Origin of the sequence: Micromonospora musae, from assembly GCF_003626545.1 — a bacterium.
Lineage (GTDB): Bacteria > Actinomycetota > Actinomycetes > Mycobacteriales > Micromonosporaceae > Micromonospora > Micromonospora musae.
This window is the reverse complement of the sequence record NZ_RAZS01000002.1, coordinates 620,820-636,330: the sequence shown is the minus strand read 5'-3', so window position 1 is coordinate 636,330 and position 15,511 is coordinate 620,820. Positions and strand designations below refer to the sequence as shown.

16 protein-coding genes are annotated in these 15,511 nt (G+C 71.0%); 12 read left to right on the top strand and 4 right to left on the bottom strand.

Annotated elements, in window-relative coordinates; translation table 11 throughout:
• Positions 1-52: 52 nt before the first annotated feature.
• Positions 53-1,324, bottom strand: a complete 1,272-nt coding sequence (locus tag D7147_RS07020; RefSeq protein WP_120674787.1) for an MFS transporter — start codon at positions 1,322-1,324, stop codon at positions 53-55.
• Positions 1,325-1,575: 251 nt separating this feature from the next.
• Between D7147_RS07020 and D7147_RS07015 the strand changes: the two genes are divergently transcribed.
• From D7147_RS07015 to D7147_RS07005, 3 genes are read left to right on the top strand one after another with little or no spacing between them, the layout of a single operon-like run.
• On the top strand, positions 1,576-2,538 hold the full coding sequence (locus D7147_RS07015) for a carbohydrate ABC transporter permease (protein ID WP_199716679.1): 963 nt from the start codon (positions 1,576-1,578) through the stop codon (positions 2,536-2,538).
• Entirely contained in the window at positions 2,535-3,380 is an 846-nt protein-coding gene (locus D7147_RS07010) for a carbohydrate ABC transporter permease (protein WP_120674785.1), read from the top strand. Before D7147_RS07015 ends, D7147_RS07010 begins: the two co-directional genes overlap by 4 nt.
• Positions 3,381-3,409: 29 nt before the next feature.
• Positions 3,410-4,816 (top strand): ABC transporter substrate-binding protein, encoded by a 1,407-nt coding sequence (locus tag D7147_RS07005; RefSeq protein WP_199716678.1) that lies wholly within the window; start codon positions 3,410-3,412, stop codon positions 4,814-4,816.
• A 106-nt stretch (positions 4,817-4,922) separates the two neighbouring features.
• Here the strand turns inward: D7147_RS07005 and D7147_RS07000 are convergent, their stop codons facing one another.
• The 3 genes from D7147_RS07000 to D7147_RS06990 are packed head-to-tail and all read right to left on the bottom strand — an operon-like array spanning position 4,923 to position 7,509.
• Positions 4,923-5,486, bottom strand: a complete 564-nt coding sequence (locus D7147_RS07000; RefSeq protein ID WP_120674783.1) for a GerMN domain-containing protein — start codon at positions 5,484-5,486, stop codon at positions 4,923-4,925.
• Complete coding sequence (locus D7147_RS06995) at positions 5,483-6,838, bottom strand: sensor histidine kinase (RefSeq protein ID WP_120674781.1); 1,356 nt, start codon at positions 6,836-6,838, stop codon at positions 5,483-5,485. The genes D7147_RS07000 and D7147_RS06995 overlap by 4 nt, the downstream gene beginning before the upstream one ends.
• A complete protein-coding gene (locus D7147_RS06990) occupies positions 6,835-7,509 on the bottom strand; it encodes a response regulator transcription factor (protein ID WP_120674779.1) in 675 nt (224 codons plus the stop codon). The genes D7147_RS06995 and D7147_RS06990 overlap by 4 nt, the downstream gene beginning before the upstream one ends.
• 170 nt (positions 7,510-7,679) lie before the next feature.
• On the opposite strand from D7147_RS06990, the gene D7147_RS06985 reads away from it, so the two are divergent.
• From D7147_RS06985 to D7147_RS06945, 9 genes are all read left to right on the top strand, one after another.
• Entirely contained in the window at positions 7,680-8,066 is a 387-nt protein-coding gene (locus tag D7147_RS06985; protein WP_120674777.1) for a hypothetical protein, read from the top strand.
• Positions 8,063-8,626 (top strand): STAS domain-containing protein, encoded by a 564-nt coding sequence (locus D7147_RS06980; RefSeq protein ID WP_120674775.1) that lies wholly within the window; start codon positions 8,063-8,065, stop codon positions 8,624-8,626. Before D7147_RS06985 ends, D7147_RS06980 begins: the two co-directional genes overlap by 4 nt.
• A gap of 57 nt (positions 8,627-8,683) precedes the next feature.
• The gene (locus D7147_RS06975; RefSeq protein WP_407663320.1) at positions 8,684-8,974 is read left to right on the top strand and encodes a BON domain-containing protein; all 291 of its coding nucleotides are present in this window, start codon (positions 8,684-8,686) and stop codon (positions 8,972-8,974) included.
• Between the two features lie 5 nt (positions 8,975-8,979).
• Positions 8,980-9,282: an STAS domain-containing protein gene (locus D7147_RS06970; protein ID WP_147434687.1), complete on the top strand. Its 303-nt coding sequence runs from the start codon at positions 8,980-8,982 to the stop codon at positions 9,280-9,282.
• Positions 9,283-9,332: 50 nt separating this feature from the next.
• Positions 9,333-9,713 carry a YccF domain-containing protein gene (locus D7147_RS06965; protein ID WP_120675296.1) on the top strand — a complete coding sequence of 127 codons (381 nt, stop codon included), beginning with the start codon at positions 9,333-9,335 and terminating at the stop codon, positions 9,711-9,713.
• Between the two features lie 432 nt (positions 9,714-10,145).
• Positions 10,146-11,693 (top strand): multiple monosaccharide ABC transporter ATP-binding protein, encoded by a 1,548-nt coding sequence (mmsA, locus tag D7147_RS06960; protein ID WP_120674769.1) that lies wholly within the window; start codon positions 10,146-10,148, stop codon positions 11,691-11,693.
• The gene (gene mmsB / locus D7147_RS06955) at positions 11,690-12,988 is read left to right on the top strand and encodes a multiple monosaccharide ABC transporter permease (protein WP_120674767.1); all 1,299 of its coding nucleotides are present in this window, start codon (positions 11,690-11,692) and stop codon (positions 12,986-12,988) included. The genes mmsA and mmsB overlap by 4 nt, the downstream gene beginning before the upstream one ends.
• 53 nt (positions 12,989-13,041) lie before the next feature.
• Positions 13,042-14,145 carry a substrate-binding domain-containing protein gene (locus D7147_RS06950; protein ID WP_120674765.1) on the top strand — a complete coding sequence of 368 codons (1,104 nt, stop codon included), beginning with the start codon at positions 13,042-13,044 and terminating at the stop codon, positions 14,143-14,145.
• A 109-nt stretch (positions 14,146-14,254) separates the two neighbouring features.
• Positions 14,255-15,481, top strand: a complete 1,227-nt coding sequence (locus tag D7147_RS06945) for an ROK family protein (protein WP_120675294.1) — start codon at positions 14,255-14,257, stop codon at positions 15,479-15,481.
• The last annotated feature ends 30 nt before the right edge of the window (positions 15,482-15,511 follow it).

Below are 15,511 nucleotides of genomic sequence, written 5' to 3'. Positions count from 1 at the left end.
CGCCGGTACGGCACGGGGTCCTTCCCGGACAGCCCAGACGTCGGGCGCGCCGTCAGATCGCGGCCGGCGCCGGCTCGGCGTTCCGGGTCGCGCGCGGCGATCCGGCGCTCCGGATCGGTGTGCAGAGTCCGCCGAGCGCCACGAGGAGACAGCCGGCCCCCGCGACGACCGTGACGGCCGCGGCACCGTACCGGCCGGCGGCCCACGTCAGCACCGCGGCGCCGGCCGGACCGAGCGAGTAGTGCGTGCTCCAGAAGGCGGAGGTGACCCGGCCGAGCAGGTGGTCCGGGGTGATCTCCTGGCGCAGCGACATGGAGGAGATCCCACCGACGCTGACGCCGCAGAGGTACACCGCGGTCAGCACGGTCACGGCGGGGATCGAGCCCGCCAGACCGACACCCGCCAGGGCGAGACCGCAGACCAGCTGCGCCCCGATCCACGCCGTGCCGAAGCCGCGGCGCCGTCGCAGCGGCGCCACCAGCAGCGCCCCGGCGACGGTGCCCAACGCGGCCAGCCCGAGTACGGTGCCGACCGTGCCGTCGGTGCCGCCGAGGTCGTGTTTGACGTGGTAGACCAGTACGTCGGTGAAGCCGTAGGTCAGGAAGATGAAGACCGACAGCAGGACGGTCAACGCGCCCAGCACCGGCTCACGCCAGAGGAACCTGGCCCCGGCGAGGAACTCGGCCAGCGGCTTCTCCCGCCGGACGACGGCGGCCCCGGCGTCGTCGCGCGGCCGGAACCGGATCAGCGACAGGCCGGCGGCCGAGAGGGCGAAGCTCGCCGCGTTGACGGCGAGCGCCGACGAGGGGCCCAGCCGGGCCGAGACCACTCCGGCGAGCAGCGGCCCGCCCACCGCCGCCAGGGCGAAGGTGGCCTGCAACCGCCCGTTCGCCTCGGTGATGCGGTCGCGGTCCACCAGGGTCGGCACCGCGGCGACCGCGGCGATCTGGAAGAGCATCCCGGCCGCCTCGCAGATCGGCAGCACGACGAAGAGCAGCCAGACCTGCGGGCCGGCGAGCCAGGCCAGGGGGATGAGGCCGTAGAGCACGAGGCGGACGAGGTCCACGACGATCATCAGGGTGCGCCGGTCGTACCTGTCGACCAGGACGCCACCGAAGACGCCCGCGCCCACGGCCGCCGCGCCGGCCACGGCGGTCAGCAGGCCCATCTGCGCGACGGAGCCGGTGGCGTGCAGCACCAGCAGGGGTACGGCGAGGAAGGCGAACGCGTCACCGGCGGCGGAGAGCGACTGGGCGAACCAGTAGGTGCCGAAGGCGCGGTCCCGCCACAACGAGCGGTCGGTCGTCCTCGCGTCACGGACCATGCCAGAACGGTACCGGGCCGGGCCGCCGGTGAACGGCCGGTCGCCGCGAGGCGTCCCGGGGCGGCGTTTTCGGTTACGGATGGTCGTCGGTCGTGTCGACAAAGGACAGCCTGAGCACTGCGTCACCACCGATTCACGCTGCGCGGCCGTGACGCTGCGTAGCGCAATGTCACGGCGGCGACAGCGAGTGGTCACCTGCCCGTCCTCCTGCGCACGCCGGCCGGACGTGCGGGCTGGATTAGCTGCCCCGCGTGACAGCTCCGACTCTGACCGCCACCGGCGTGCCCGCCGGTGACGTGCACCGGCCACCCGGGGGCATCCGCCGGACCGCGCGACCGGCGCGGGCCCGTGAGGCGGCCCTCGGCCTGCTCTTCACCCTGCCCGGCCTGGCCGGCCTCGGCGTCTTCGTGATCTTCCCGCTCTTCCAGGCGGTGTACCTGTCGACCCGGGGCAACGACATCCTGGGCAACCCGACCCGCTCGGTCGGGCTGCGGCACTTCCACGAGCTGCTGACGCCGGCCTTCGGCACGGTGCTCTGGCAGACGCTGGTCTTCACGGTCCTGGTCGTGGTGCCCGGGGTGCTGCTCCCCCTGTCCCTCGCGGCGCCGATGACCCAGCGGCTGCCCGGGATGCGGATCTTCCGGACCGCGTTCGCGCTGCCGTTCGCGTACTCGGTCTCGGCGGCCAGCGTCGTCTGGTTGATCATGCTGAATCCGGGTGTGTCGCCGGTGAACTGGGTGCTCGGCCTCGTCGGCCTGCCAGCGCCGAACTGGACCACGGAGCCCGGCTGGGCGATGGCCACGGTCGTCGGGGTGACCGTCTGGATGGTCTCCGGCTTCAACCTCCTGGTGCTCGCCGCCGGCCTGGCCGGCGTCGACGAGGAGGTGTTGGAGGCGGCCCGCATCGACGGCGCCACCGGCCCGCGGCAGTTCGTCAGCATCGTGCTGCCGCTGATCTCGCCGAGCATCTTCTTCGCGGTGGTCACCACGACGCTCACCGCGTTGCAGGCGCTCGGGCAGGTGCAGATCATGACCGACGGCGGCCCGAACGGACACACCCGGACGCTCGTCTATTCGATCTTCGACAACGCGTTCCACAACAACAACAGCAACTTCGGACTGGCCAGCGCGCAGGGCCTGGTGCTGCTGGTGGTCGGCGTACTGATCGCCGTGGTGCAGTTCGGCGTCCTGGAGAGGCGGGTGCACTACCGGTGAGCAGAAGTGTGAACCGGCCCGGTCCGGTGCCGACCGTCCTGACGTACCTCTGGCTCGTAATCGCCGCCGTGGTGCTGCTCTTCCCGGTGCTGCTCACCGTGGTCGGCGGCTTCCTTCCGTCGAACGCGCTGCTGCACCAGCCGCCGCAGCTCTTCGCCGGCCACTGGACGCTGGAGAACTACCGGGCCGCCTGGCGGCAGCCGGTGGTGCCGCTCGCCCCGGCCTTCATGAACTCGCTCTTCGTCGGGGTGAGCATCATGCTCGCCCACCTGGTGACGTCGTGCCTGGCCGCGTACGCCCTGGTCTTCCTGCGCAGCCCGCTGCGCCGACCGGTCTTCTGGCTCTTCCTGGCCACGATCATGGTGCCGTACGAGTCGATCGTGGTGCCGAACGCGCTCTTCATCCGGTCGCTGGGCATCAACGACAACCGGCTCAGCCTGATCCTGCCCTTCCTGGCCAGCGGCTTCGGCGTGTTCATGCTGCGCCAGGCGTTCCGGCAGTTCCCGGCGGAGCTGCGCGAAGCCGCGGTCATCGACGGCTGCGGCCACCTGCGCTTCCTGCTCACCATCCTGCTGCCGGCGACCCGGCCGGCGCTGATCGGCATCGCCGTCTGGTCGTTCCTCCAGGGCTGGAACATGTACTTCTGGCCCTTGATCATCTCGTCCAGCAACAACTCCCTCAACACCCTGCAGACCGCCGTCTTCGCCCTCAAGGACAACGAGGGCGGCAGTCCCGCAGTGCTCCTGGCCGGCATCACCATCACGCTGCTGCCGACGTTGCTGCTGGTCGTCTTTGGCCAGCGCTGGCTCGTCCGCGGCTTCACGGCCGGCGCGGTCAAGTAGTTCCGAGAAAATCCCTAGGAGGAAGCACAGTGCGTACCACCCTGCGCCGGGTGGCGGTCGGGCTCTCGCTCGCCGCCCTCACGGCCACCGCCGCGGCCTGCGGTTCGGCCACGGCGAACGACGACGCCGCGGGCGGCGGCACCGAGGCGCCGGCCGCCAGCGCCCTGGACGGCAAGGGCGAGGTGTCGATCGACTTCTGGCACGCCATGAGCGGCAAGAACGGTGAGGCACTCCAGCAGCTGACCGACCAGTTCAACGCGAAGAACAAGGGCCGGGTCAAGGTCAACCTCCAGTTCAAGAACACGTACGACGACACCCTCTCGGCGTACAAGGCCGCGCTCAACAGCGGTCAGGCGCCGGACGTGGTCCAGGTCTACGACATCGGCACCCGATTCATGATCGATTCGAAGTCGACGGTGCCGGTGCAGTCCTTCGTGGACGTCGACAAGACCGACACCTCGGACATCCAGCCGAACATCGCGGGCTACTACTCGGTCGACGGCAAGCTCTACTCGATGCCGTTCAACACCTCGATGCCGCTGCTCTACATCAACAAGACGGCGTTCACCAAGGCCGGCCTCGACCCGGCCAACCCGCCGAAGACCCTCGACGAGATCACCGAGGCGGCCCGCAAGCTGACCGTCAAGGACGCCGGCGGCCGGGTCACCCAGTACGGCTTCGGCGCCGCGCTCTACGGCTGGTTCCTGGAGCAGTGGACCGCCGCCGGCAACCAGGAGTACTGCGACCAGGGCAACGGCCGCGACGGCCGGGGCACCACCGTCAAGCTCGCCACCGACGACCACGTCAAGCTGCTGACCTGGTGGAAGAAGATGGTCGACGAGGGGCTCGCGCCCAAGCTCGACAGCAACACCACGACCGCCGACAACGCCTTCACCGCCGGCACGGTGGCGATGACGCTGGAGTCGACCGGTTCGGTGGGTGGATTCCTCACCAGCACCCAGGGCAAGTTCGAGATCGCCACCGGCAACTACCCGAAGATCAACGCCACCGACGCGGGCGGCCCGATCATCGGCGGCGCCTCGCTCTGGGTCGTCGGCAAGGGCAAGGACGACGCGCACAAGCGCGCCGCGTGGGAGTTCGTGAAGTTCCTCTCCGACAAGGACGTCCAGGCGACCTGGCACACCTCGACCGGGTACTTCCCGATCAGCAAGGGCGCCCTGGAGACCGAGGTGGACAAGCAGTGGGTCGCGCAGCGGCCGCAGTTCCAGACCGCGATCACCCAGCTGCAGAACACCCCGCTGAGCAAGGCCACCCAGGGCTGCCTGCTCGGCGCCATGCCGCAGGCCCGCAAGGCCGCGGAGCAGGCCATGCAGGCGGCGGTGCTCAGCGGCACCGACCCGCGCACGGCGCTGCAGCAGCAGGAGCAGGCCATGGCCGGCCCGATCAAGGAGTACAACCAGTCGGTCGCCGGCTGACCGCCGGAGGCTCGTCGGCCCCGTTCCCGCGCCGCACGGCGGGAGCGGGGCCGAACTCTGTTCGGGGGCCCGGCCCGGACCGGAGAGCCGCCTCCCGGACGGGGATTCAGCGCACCGGCATGAGCGGCGCGTAGTCGAGGGCGCCGAGCGGCGCGCGGGAGAGCGAGCCGTCCCCGCGCGGCACGTCCAACGGTCGCCCGTCGCGGCGGAACGAGACCCGGTCCACGTCCCGGCGAGTGGTGAGCGTACAGACGATCTGCCCGAAGGCGAGCACCTCGTCGCTGCGGCCGGTCTCCTCACCGGCCGCCCGGACGTCCACCTCGGCGAGCGTCCCGTTCATCCGTACGCCCGCCACGCTGACCGTGCCGGGCAGCGCGCTCGCGAAGCCGGCCTCCCGTTCACCGGCGGTCGGCCCGGCCAGCAGGTGCTGGAGGTGGAGGTCGATGCCGGGCAGGCTGTCCAGCCGTCGTCCGGCGCGGTCGAGCCGGCCCTCCCGGACGAAGCAGAGCGCCTCCGTCACCCGCCCGGACGCGGCCGTCGGGCCGGCGGTCACCGCCGTCGGAAAGGCACCGGCCGGCGGCCGCACGCGACGGGGCGCGTCGTCGACCGGCACCCCGCAGCCACCGAGGAGCACGACGAGCACGGCCCCGCCGAGGAGACGGCGGCTCACGGCACGGCCCCCGGCAGCTCCACCCGGAACCGGGCTCCGCCCTCCGGACGGTCGGTGACGCCGGCGCGTCCGCCGTGCGCGCTGGCGTGCTGGGCGACGAGCGCCAGCCCGAGACCCGTACCGTCGGTGTCGGCGCGGGCGTGCGCGGCCCGGCCACGGACGAAACGGTCGAAGATGGCCTCCCGGTCGGCGGCGGGCACCCCCGGGCCGTCGTCGTCCACCACCAGCACGGCCGTGTCGGGGAGCCGGGCCGAGAGGTGGACGGCGACCGGACCCCCGCCGTAGCGGGCCGCGTTGTCGAGCAGGTTCAGCAGGATCTGCTCGAACCGGCGTCGGTCCACCCGCCACTGCGTCGCGGCACCGGGTTCGACCCGGACGAGTTCGTCGGGGAGACCGCGGGCCCGGCAGGTCTCCCGGGCCAGCGTCACCACGTCGACCAGCTCCCGCTGTGCGGGCTGCTCGGTCCGGGCCAGCTCGATGAGGTCGTCCACGAGGCGCTGGAACCGGTCCACCTCCTCGGCGACCAACCGGGCCGCCGTCGCCGTCCGCTCGTCCTGATGTTCGCGCCGCCGGCTCAGGACGCTCGCCGCGGCGGCCAGCGTCTGCAACGGCGAGCGCAGCTCGTGGCTGACGTCGGCGGCGAAGCGCCGGTCCCGGTCGATGCGCTCCACCAACTCGTCGACCATCCGGTTGAACGAGGTGGAGAGTCGGGTCAGGTCGGGGTCGGTGACCACGTCGAGGCGGGTGGTGTAGTCGCCGGCCGCGATCCGCTCGGCGGCGTCGGCCACCGCGGTGAGCGGGCGCACACTGTGTCGGGTGGCGTACCAGCCGAGGGCCGCGCCGGAGCCGGCGGTCATGATGGCCACGGCGGTCAGCGTGAGCGCCACCACCTGGAGCGTCTGCGCGACCTCCCGCAGGGAGGTGAGCTCGTAGTAGCTGGTGGTGCCGGAGATGGGAACGCCGACGAGCAGGGTGGGCTGCCCGGCCACGGTGATCCGCTGCACGGCGGCTTCGCCGGAGCGCACCACGCGCTGCAGCTCCTCCGGGACGGGGCTGCCGTCGGTCTCCGCGGAGCGGCTGTGCCACTGGCCGTCGCGGTGCAGTAGCGGGCGGCGGCCGGCGCCGGTGTCCAGGGACCGCAGCACCGCCACGACGTCGGGGTCCTCCGTGTCGAGTCCGGTCCGCACCACGGCCGCGTCGAAGTAGGCCGCGCGCACCGCCGTCCGCTCCCGCTCCTCGAGCAGCGAGTGCCGGGTCAGGTCGTACGAGAAGAGCGCCATCGACGCGGCCAGCAGCAACGCGCCGACGGCGAACGCGGCGGTGACCCGGGCGCGCAGTCCGAGGCGGGTCATCGCTGCAGTTTGTAGCCGAGGCCGCGGAGCGTGACCAGGTGCCGGGGGTTGGCCGGGTCGTCCTCGATCTTCTGCCGCAGCCGGCCGACGTGCACGTCGACCAGGCGCTCGTCGCCCGTGTCGTACCCCCAGACGCGCTGCAGCAGCTGCCGGCGGGAGAGCACCCGTCCGACGTGCTCGGCCAGCTCGCAGAGCAGCCGGAACTCGGTACGGGTCACCGGCACGGCCTGACCCGCCCGGCGCACCTCCCCCGCCTCCGGGCTGACCTCCAGGTCGCCGAAGACGTGGCTGCTGACCGGTGCGGCTCCGGTGCGGCCCCGCCGTCGCAGTGCCCGCAGCCGCGCCGACAGCTCCTTGATCGCCACCGGCTTCACCACGTAGTCGTCGGCCCCGGCCTCGAGCGCGGCGACGATGTCATGCGTGTCGTCCCGGGCGCTGACCACCACGATCGGCACGTCGTCGTCGCGGCGCAGCTGCCGGATGCACTCGAAACCGTCCATGCCCGGAAGCATCAGGTCGACGAGCACGTTCTCCGCCGGGTCGGTGCGCTGCCGGCGCAGCCCCTCCTCCGCGGTGGCCGCCCCGTACGCCCGGTAACCCTCCTCTTCCAGTGCGAGCAGGAGCGCCAGCCGGATACGGTCGTCGTCCTCGATCACCAGCACGGCCGTCATATCGGCATCATCCTCGGCCCGCCTCTCCCCGCCCAACCGTGGCCGCCGTTCCCCTGATTTGTCACGGAACTGTCATGGAACCGAGCGGGTGCCTCCACGGTCGCCACCGAGGGTGGTTGTCGGACGCCACGCGGTCGCCCGCCGGGGCGACTGCGACGAGGGAGGGGCACGTGAGCGGCAGCGCGCTGGTGAGCGCAGTGCTCGTCGGGCTCGCCGTCGGCGTGCTCGGCCGGTGGGCGCTGCCCGGGCGGCGTGCGGCGCCGCTCTGGCTGACTCTCGCCCTCGGGGTGGCGGCCGCGCTGCTCGGCTCCACTGTCGCGCGGCTGGCGGGCGCCGACCTCGACAGCTTCCCGGGCCTGCGGCTGACCGTCCAGGTTGGCTGCGCCGGCGGCGCGGTGCTGCTCGCGCTCCTGACCACCGGCGCGACGGTGGCCGCCCCGCCGTCGCGAGCGCACCCGGCGGCGGCCGACGCCCCGGACGAGCCTGGTCCCGCGGGCCACCGGCCGCCGCCGGATCCCCGTTCCCGGCCGACGAACGAACGAGAGGAGTTGCGATGACCGTCGTGCCCACGGATCACCTGATGACCCTGATCTGCGACGGCTGCGGCGACACGATCACCGGTACGGCCCCCGTCCTGCCCGACGCCGAGGTCGTCTGGACGCTGGTCTTCTCCAACGACTGGGTCGGCTCTCCCTTCGCCGCCGGCCCGCACCACTGCCCCCGGTGCAGCCTGACCCTCTTCGCGGACGGCTCGACCGCCGGGTCCGCGGCGCAGGAGCGGGCACTCGGGATCGACTACCTGGACGAGGTCGGCGGGGAGCCCGCGGCCGTCGAACGGGATCCGCAGGAGGCGCTGCGGCGGGCGTTGCGGGAGGCGGTCGACCACGACGACCTCGTGCTCGTCGATCTCAGCGAGGTGCAGGTCATCGACTCGACGGGGCTCGGCCTCCTCGTCCGCGCCCGCCAGGAGGCCCGACGACGGGACGCGACGCTCTGCCTGGTCGCGCCCTCCAGGTTCGTCCTGACCGTGCTGCACACGATGCGCCTCGACGGGGTCTTCCCCGTCGCGGAGAGCCGTGAGGCGGCCCTTCGGGTGCCGGCCGACACCTCGCCCTGACCCAGCTCGGCCGGTCCGTGCCGGCAACCCCGCGACCGCGCCCATCCTCGGAGGAACCTGATGCCGCCCTGGCCCGACGACGCCCTGTACCGCTACCTGAAGGCACCGGGGCCGATGAACGACGACGCCCGGTTGGCCGCGCTCGTCACCCAACGGCTGGGCATCGACTGGACCACCCGCCACCAGCAGATCGAGGTCACGGTGCAGAACGCAGTGGTGATCCTCTCCGGCAGGGTGGCGAGTCCGGAGGTCCGCCGGGTCGCCGGCGACCTGGCGTGGGACGTGCCGGGCGTCTTCGACGTCTGCAACACCCTCCGCCCGCCGAGGCGTCGGCGCCGACGGGGATGAGCGGGTTGTCGATCACGTCGGTGATCCGCTCGACGGGCGTCGTCGTACTGGTGCTGCGCGGTTCGGTGGGGCACGCCGACCTGGCCGGCTTCCGTGATGTGCTCTCCGACACACTGCGGGCCCGGCGCCCCGGGAGGTTGGAGGTGGACTTCGCCGGCGTCCTCGACGTCGACCCGGCTGCGGCCGGGCCGCTCGCGGCGGCGATCTGCGCGGCGTCCTCCGCCGCCACCCTGGTCACCGTCGCACACGCACCGACCGTGGTCGGTCGGGAGCTGCGGCTGCACGGCGGTGGGGGCCTGCTGGTCTGACCCGCGACGCCGAACGCGTGCCTTGGCGTCCGACGGTCATGCTGGACAGCATGATCCGTTTCGTGTTGAACGTGCTGTGGTTGATCTTCGGTGGCGGGATCGTGCTGGCGGTCGGCTACGGCATCGCCGCGCTGATCTGCTTCCTGCTCGTGGTGACGATCCCGTTCGGTGTCGCCGCGCTGCGGCTGGCGAACTACTCGCTCTGGCCCTTCGGCCGCACCCTCGTGCCGAAGCCGGGCGCAGGCGCCGGTTCGGGGTTGGCGAACGTCCTGTGGGTGGTGCTCGCGGGCTGGTGGCTGGCGCTCTCCCACATCGTCGCCGGGGTCGCGCTCTGCGTCACGCTCATCGGGATCCCGTTCGGCATCGCCAACTTCAAGCTCGTGCCGGCGGCGTTCTGGCCGCTGGGCCGCGAGGTCGCCGACCTGCCCTGAGCCGCTGAGCGACCGGGACGGGAACCGGCCAACCGGTCGCCAGGGGCCGAAACACGTCATGGGGGCGTTCGCGTGCAACCGGGCACGGACCGTACCCGGACGAGAGGGCGGTGTCGAGCCTCCAGGAACGCCTGCCATGATCATGCCTGCCCTGCGGCCGACACCGGTGGAGACCGGTGCCGAAACCGGGCCCGGAGAGGTGATGACGAGCGTATGCCCACCGTCACTATCCGCTACGGGTGTGGCACGGATCGCACCGTCCCACATGGTGACCAGGGCAGACGCGGGGTCATTATTACCGGGTTGTTACGGAATTGATGGGCCCCAGCTTGCGAACGGTCCTCTGGTCCGAATACGTTGCCGACGGCAACAAAACCAGTAGGGCCAGACGCTTCCGGAGGCATCCATGATGTTGGCGAGGTGGTGCGAACAATGAGCGACGTACCGATCCTCCTGGAGATGCGCTCCATCACCAAGGAGTTCCCCGGGGTCAAGGCCCTGTCCGACGTGAACCTGGTGGTGCGCGCCGGCGAGATCCACGCGATCGTCGGGGAGAACGGCGCGGGCAAGTCCACGCTGATGAAGGTCCTCAGCGGGGTCTATCCGTACGGCAGCTACGACGGCGACATCGTCTACAAGGGCGAGGTCTCCCGCTTCTCGGACATCCGGGCCAGCGAGCGGGCCGGGATCGTGATCATCCATCAGGAGCTCGCCCTCATCCCGCACATGTCGATCACCGAGAACATCTTCCTGGGCAACGAGCCCCGCAAGAACGGCGCGATCGACTGGAAGGCCGCGAACCGGCAGGCGCTGGAGCTGATGGCCCGGGTCGGCCTGCGGGAGGACCCGGACACCCTGATCAAGGACATCGGTGTCGGCAAGCAGCAGCTGGTGGAGATCGCCAAGGCGTTCGCCAAGAACGTCAAGCTGCTCATCCTCGACGAGCCGACCGCAGCGTTGAACGAGGACGACTCGCAGCACCTGCTGGACCTGCTGCGCGGCTTCCGCGAGCGGGGCATCACCTCGATCATCATCTCGCACAAGCTCAACGAGATCGAGGCCATCGCCGACCGGATCACCATCATCCGTGACGGTCACACCATCGAGACGCTGGACGTCAAGGGCGACGGCGTCGACGAGGACCGGATCGTGCGGGGCATGGTCGGCCGGGAGCTGCACAGCCGCTTCCCGGACCACACGCCCAAGATCGGCGAGGTCTTCTTCGAGGTCCGCGACTGGACCGTCCGGCACCCGATCTCCGCCGAGCGGCTGGTCGCCAAGCACTCGAACTTCGCCGTACGCCGCGGCGAGATCGTCGGCTTCGCCGGCCTCATGGGTGCGGGCCGCACGGAGCTGGCGATGAGCATCTTCGGCCGCTCCTACGGCCTCTACCAGGGCGGCACGATCACCAAGGACGGCAAGCAGATCGTCCTCAAGAGCGTGGCGGACGCGATCGCCAACGGGCTCGCGTACGTCAGCGAGGACCGCAAGGCGATCGGGCTCAACCTGCTCGACGACATCAAGACGTCCACGGTCGCCGCCAAGCTGTCCAAGATCACGCACCACGGCGTCCTCGACGCGGTCGAGGAGTACAAGGCGGCCGAGGCATACCGCCAGAGCCTGCGCATCAAGACCCCGACGGTCGACGAGGGGGTCAACAAGCTCTCCGGCGGCAACCAGCAGAAGGTCGTCCTGGCGAAGTGGATGTTCACCGACCCGGACCTGCTGATCCTGGACGAGCCGACCCGCGGCATCGACGTGGGGGCGAAGTACGAGATCTACGGGATCATTCAGCGGCTCGCCGACCAGGGGAAGGGCGTCATCGTCATCTCCTCGGAACTGCCTGAGCTGATCGGGCTCTGCGACCGCATCTACACGGTGTCGGAAGGCACCATCACCGGCGAAGTCGCCCGGCAGGACGCAGACCCGGAAACCCTCCTGAAGCTGATGACCTCGACTAAGAAGATGCAGACACGATGAGCCGACTCAAGGATCTCCAGAAGAACCTCTTCGGAGGGACCACCTCCAACGCCCGTCAGTTCGGGATGATCTTCACGCTCGTGGTGATCGTCCTGATCTTCCAGATCTGGACAAACGGGCTGACGCTGCGGTCGGACAACCTGATCGCGCTGTTCCAGCAGAACTCCTACATCCTGATCCTGGCCATCGGCATGCTGATGGTGATCGTCGCCGGGCACATCGACCTCTCGGTCGGCTCGGTCGCCGCGTTCACCGGCATCCTGGTGGCCAAGGCGATGGCCGAGTGGGACCTGCCCTGGCCGGTCGGGATCCTCTTCGGCCTCGCGATCGGCGCCGTCATCGGCGCCTGGCAGGGCTTCTGGGTCGCGTACATCGGGGTGCCGGCGTTCATCGTGACCCTGGCGGGCATGCTGCTCTTCCGCGGCGGCAACCAGTTCATCGGTAACGCGAACACCATCCCGGTCCCGGAGGGCTTCCGGGTGATCGGTTCCGGCTTCCTGCCCGAGACCGGGCCGAACACCGGCTACAACAACCTGACGCTGCTGCTCGGCCTGGCCGGCTGCATCGCGGTGGTGTGGCGGGAGCTGGCCGCGCGTCGGACCCGCAAGGAGATGAACGCCGAGCCGATCCCCATGTGGATCTCGATCCTGCGCATGGCCGTGATGGTCGGCGTGCTGGTCTTCGTCTCGCTGCGCTTCGCGAGCGGTCGGGTGGGCACCAGCTTCCCGGTCTCCGGCATCATCCTGGTGGCGCTCGTGCTGGTCTACTCCTTCTTCACCCGCAACACGGCGGGCGGTCGGCACATCTACGCGGTGGGCGGCAACGCCCGCGCCGCGGAGCTGTCCGGCGTGAAGCTCAAGCGCGTCAACTTCTTCGTCATGATGAACATGTCGGTCCTGGCCGCGCTCGCGGGCATGATCTTCGTGGCCCGCTCGGCGGCCTCCGGTCCGCAGGACGGTAACGGCTGGGAGCTCGACGCGATCGCCGCGGTCTTCATCGGTGGCGCGGCCGTCGCCGGCGGCATCGGCACCATCAGCGGCTCGATCGTCGGTGGTCTGGTCATGGCCGTGCTCAACAACGGCCTCCAGCTCGAGGGCGTGGGCACCGACAAGGTGCAGATCATCAAGGGCCTCGTCCTGCTGCTGGCCGTCGCGGTCGACGTCTACAACAAGAGCCAGGGACGCTTCTCGATCATCGGAAGCCTCACGCGCTCCTTCCGCCGGGATACGCCGGCCGCACCTACGCCATCGTCCGGCGCGGAGCATGAGCCCGCCAAGACGACGGTCGCCGGCTGACGCCCGCCGGCCGCAACTCACCGCACCATCCCTCAAGAAAGGCAACCACCCCAATGCGCAAGTTCATTGGCAAGACGGTGGCCGTCGGCGCCATCGCGATGCTTGCCCTCACTGCCTGCGGCTCCGGCCGCGACGAGGGCACCAGCGGCGGCTCGGGCAGCGAGGCCAAGGGCTTCGCGGCCAACTCGCTGATCGGTGTCGCCCTCCCGGCCAAGACCTCGGAGAACTGGGTCCTCGCCGGTGACCTCTTCACCAACGGCCTCAAGGAGGCCGGCTTCCAGGCGGACGTGCAGTACGCGGGCGCGTCGACCACGGTCGCCGACCAGCAGGCCCAGATCACCGCCATGGTCACCAAGGGCGCGAAGGTCATCGTCATCGGCGCGACCGACGCCGCGCAGCTGTCGACCCAGGTCGCCGCGGCGCACCAGGCCGGCGCGAAGGTCATCGCGTACGACCGGCTGATCGTGAACAGCCCGGACGTCGACTACTACGTCGCGTTCGACAACTTCAAGGTCGGCCAGCTCCAGGGCCAGGCCCTGCTGGACGGCATGAAGGCCAAGAAGCCGAACGGCCCGTACAACATCGAGCTCTTCTCCGGCTCGCCGGACGACAACAACTCGAAGGTCTTCTTCGACGGCGCGATGAGCGTGCTCCAGCCGGAGATCGACAAGGGCAACCTGGTCGTGGCCTCGGGTCAGAAGGAGATCAAGCAGACCGCCATCCAGGGCTGGAAGGCCGAGGGTGCGCAGGCCCGCATGGACCAGCTGCTGACCTCGACCTACGGCAGCAAGGAGCTGGACGGCGTCCTCTCCCCGAACGACACGCTGGCCCGCGCGATCATCACCTCGGTGAAGGGCGCCGGCAAGCCGGTCCCGGTCGTCAGCGGCCAGGACTCGGAGGTCGAGTCGGTCAAGTCGATCGTCGCCGGTGAGCAGTACATGACGATCAACAAGGACACCCGCACGCTGGTCAAGCAGACCATCGACATGGTGAAGGCCCTGCAGGCCGGCAACGCCCCGCAGGTGAACGACACCAAGACCTACAACAACGGCTCGAAGGTCGTCGACACCTTCCTGCTCCCGCCGGTCGCCGTCACCAAGGCGAACGCGGCCGAGGCGTACGCGAACGACCCGAAGCTCGCGCCGCTGACCAAGTAAGTAGCACCACAGGTAGACGTCGGGTCCCGGAGATATTTCCGGGACCCTTCGTCTTTCCCGGACCGAACGGCCCTGACAGACGGAAGGAGGTGCGGCTGTGCGCCCCCCGCTGTCCGCTCTCCACCGACCCGGTCGTACCCCGGCCGTCCCGGCGTCCCCCTCGCCCGGTGCCAGCCAGGAGGAGATCCGCCGGCAGAACCTCGGCGCCGTGCTCCGCCACGTGCACGTCCACGGCCCGACCTCCCGCGCCGAACTGACCACCCGGCTCGGCCTCAACCGCAGCACCATCGGGGCGCTCGCCGCCGACCTCGCCGCCGCCGGCCTCGTCACCGAGGGCGCGCCCGTCACGACCCGCCGCGGCCGCCCCTCCCTGGTGGTGAGCCCCCGCTCCAACCGGGTCTACGCCCAGGCGCTCAGCATCGAGCCGGACCGGTTGCGCGTCGCCCGCATCGGCCTCGGCGGACGGGTCCTCGACCTACGCGACACCCCCCGACCCGCCGGGACGTCCGCCGTCGACGCGGTGGTCCCGCTGGCCGCCCTGGCCCACGAGATGGACCGGGACGTGGCCGCGGACTCGATCCGTGTGGGCGTCGCGGTCGCCGTGACCGACACGACCCGCGACCGCGACGGCCGGATCCGCATCGGCGGCCCCGACGAGACGCTGCGCGCCGACATCGAGGCCGCGTTCGGCGACGGCCGGCCCGGGCCGACCGTCCTCGCGGGCGACCTCGCCGACATCGCCGCCCTCGCCGAACACGTCCGGGGCGTGGCCGCCGGCGTGGACGACCTCATCTACCTGCACGGATCGCACGGCGTCAGCGCCGGCATCATCATCGAGGGCCGGCTCGTGGTCGGCCACGGCGGCCGCAGCGGCAAGGTCGGCCACATGGTGGTCAACCCGGGCGGCCTGCCCTGTGAGTGCGGCTCACGCGGCTGCTGGCAGACCGAGATCGGCGAGGCCGCGCTGCTGCGCCACGCCGGTCGGAACGCCACGCCCGGCGCGGTGCAGGAGGTGCTGCGGGCCGCCGCCGACGGGGAGCCGGAGGCCGCGGCCGCGGTCGCGCGGGTCGCCGACTGGCTCGGCTTCGGGGTGGCCAACCTGGTCAACGTGGTCAACCCGGACACCGTGGTCTTCGGCGGGTCGTTGCGCGAGATCTACCTCTCCGGCGCGGACGTCGTCCGCCAGCGCCTGGACGAGCTGGCACTGCCCGCCTCCCGCGAACACGTGCAGCTACTTCCCGCGGCGCTCGGACCCGACGCCGCCCTGATCGGCGCCGCCGAACTCGCCTTCGCCCACCTGCTGGCCGACCCCCTGCACATCGGTTCCGCCGCCTGACCCGATCCGCGGCCGAGCCCGCCTTCGCGC

Excerpts from the sequence above, each read along its gene's own strand:
- mmsA (WP_120674769.1), top strand. The coding sequence starts at position 10,146 with ATGAGCGACGTACCGATCCTCCTGGAGATGCGCTCCATCACCAAGGAG.
- D7147_RS07020 (WP_120674787.1), bottom strand. The coding sequence starts at position 1,324 with ATGGTCCGTGACGCGAGGACGACCGACCGCTCGTTGTGGCGGGACCGC.
- D7147_RS06965 (WP_120675296.1), top strand. The coding sequence starts at position 9,333 with ATGATCCGTTTCGTGTTGAACGTGCTGTGGTTGATCTTCGGTGGCGGG.
- D7147_RS06980 (WP_120674775.1), top strand. The coding sequence starts at position 8,063 with ATGACCGTCGTGCCCACGGATCACCTGATGACCCTGATCTGCGACGGC.
- D7147_RS06990 (WP_120674779.1), bottom strand. The coding sequence starts at position 7,509 with ATGACGGCCGTGCTGGTGATCGAGGACGACGACCGTATCCGGCTGGCG.
- D7147_RS06995 (WP_120674781.1), bottom strand. The coding sequence starts at position 6,838 with ATGACCCGCCTCGGACTGCGCGCCCGGGTCACCGCCGCGTTCGCCGTC.
- D7147_RS06950 (WP_120674765.1), top strand. The coding sequence starts at position 13,042 with ATGCGCAAGTTCATTGGCAAGACGGTGGCCGTCGGCGCCATCGCGATG.
- mmsB (WP_120674767.1), top strand. The coding sequence starts at position 11,690 with ATGAGCCGACTCAAGGATCTCCAGAAGAACCTCTTCGGAGGGACCACC.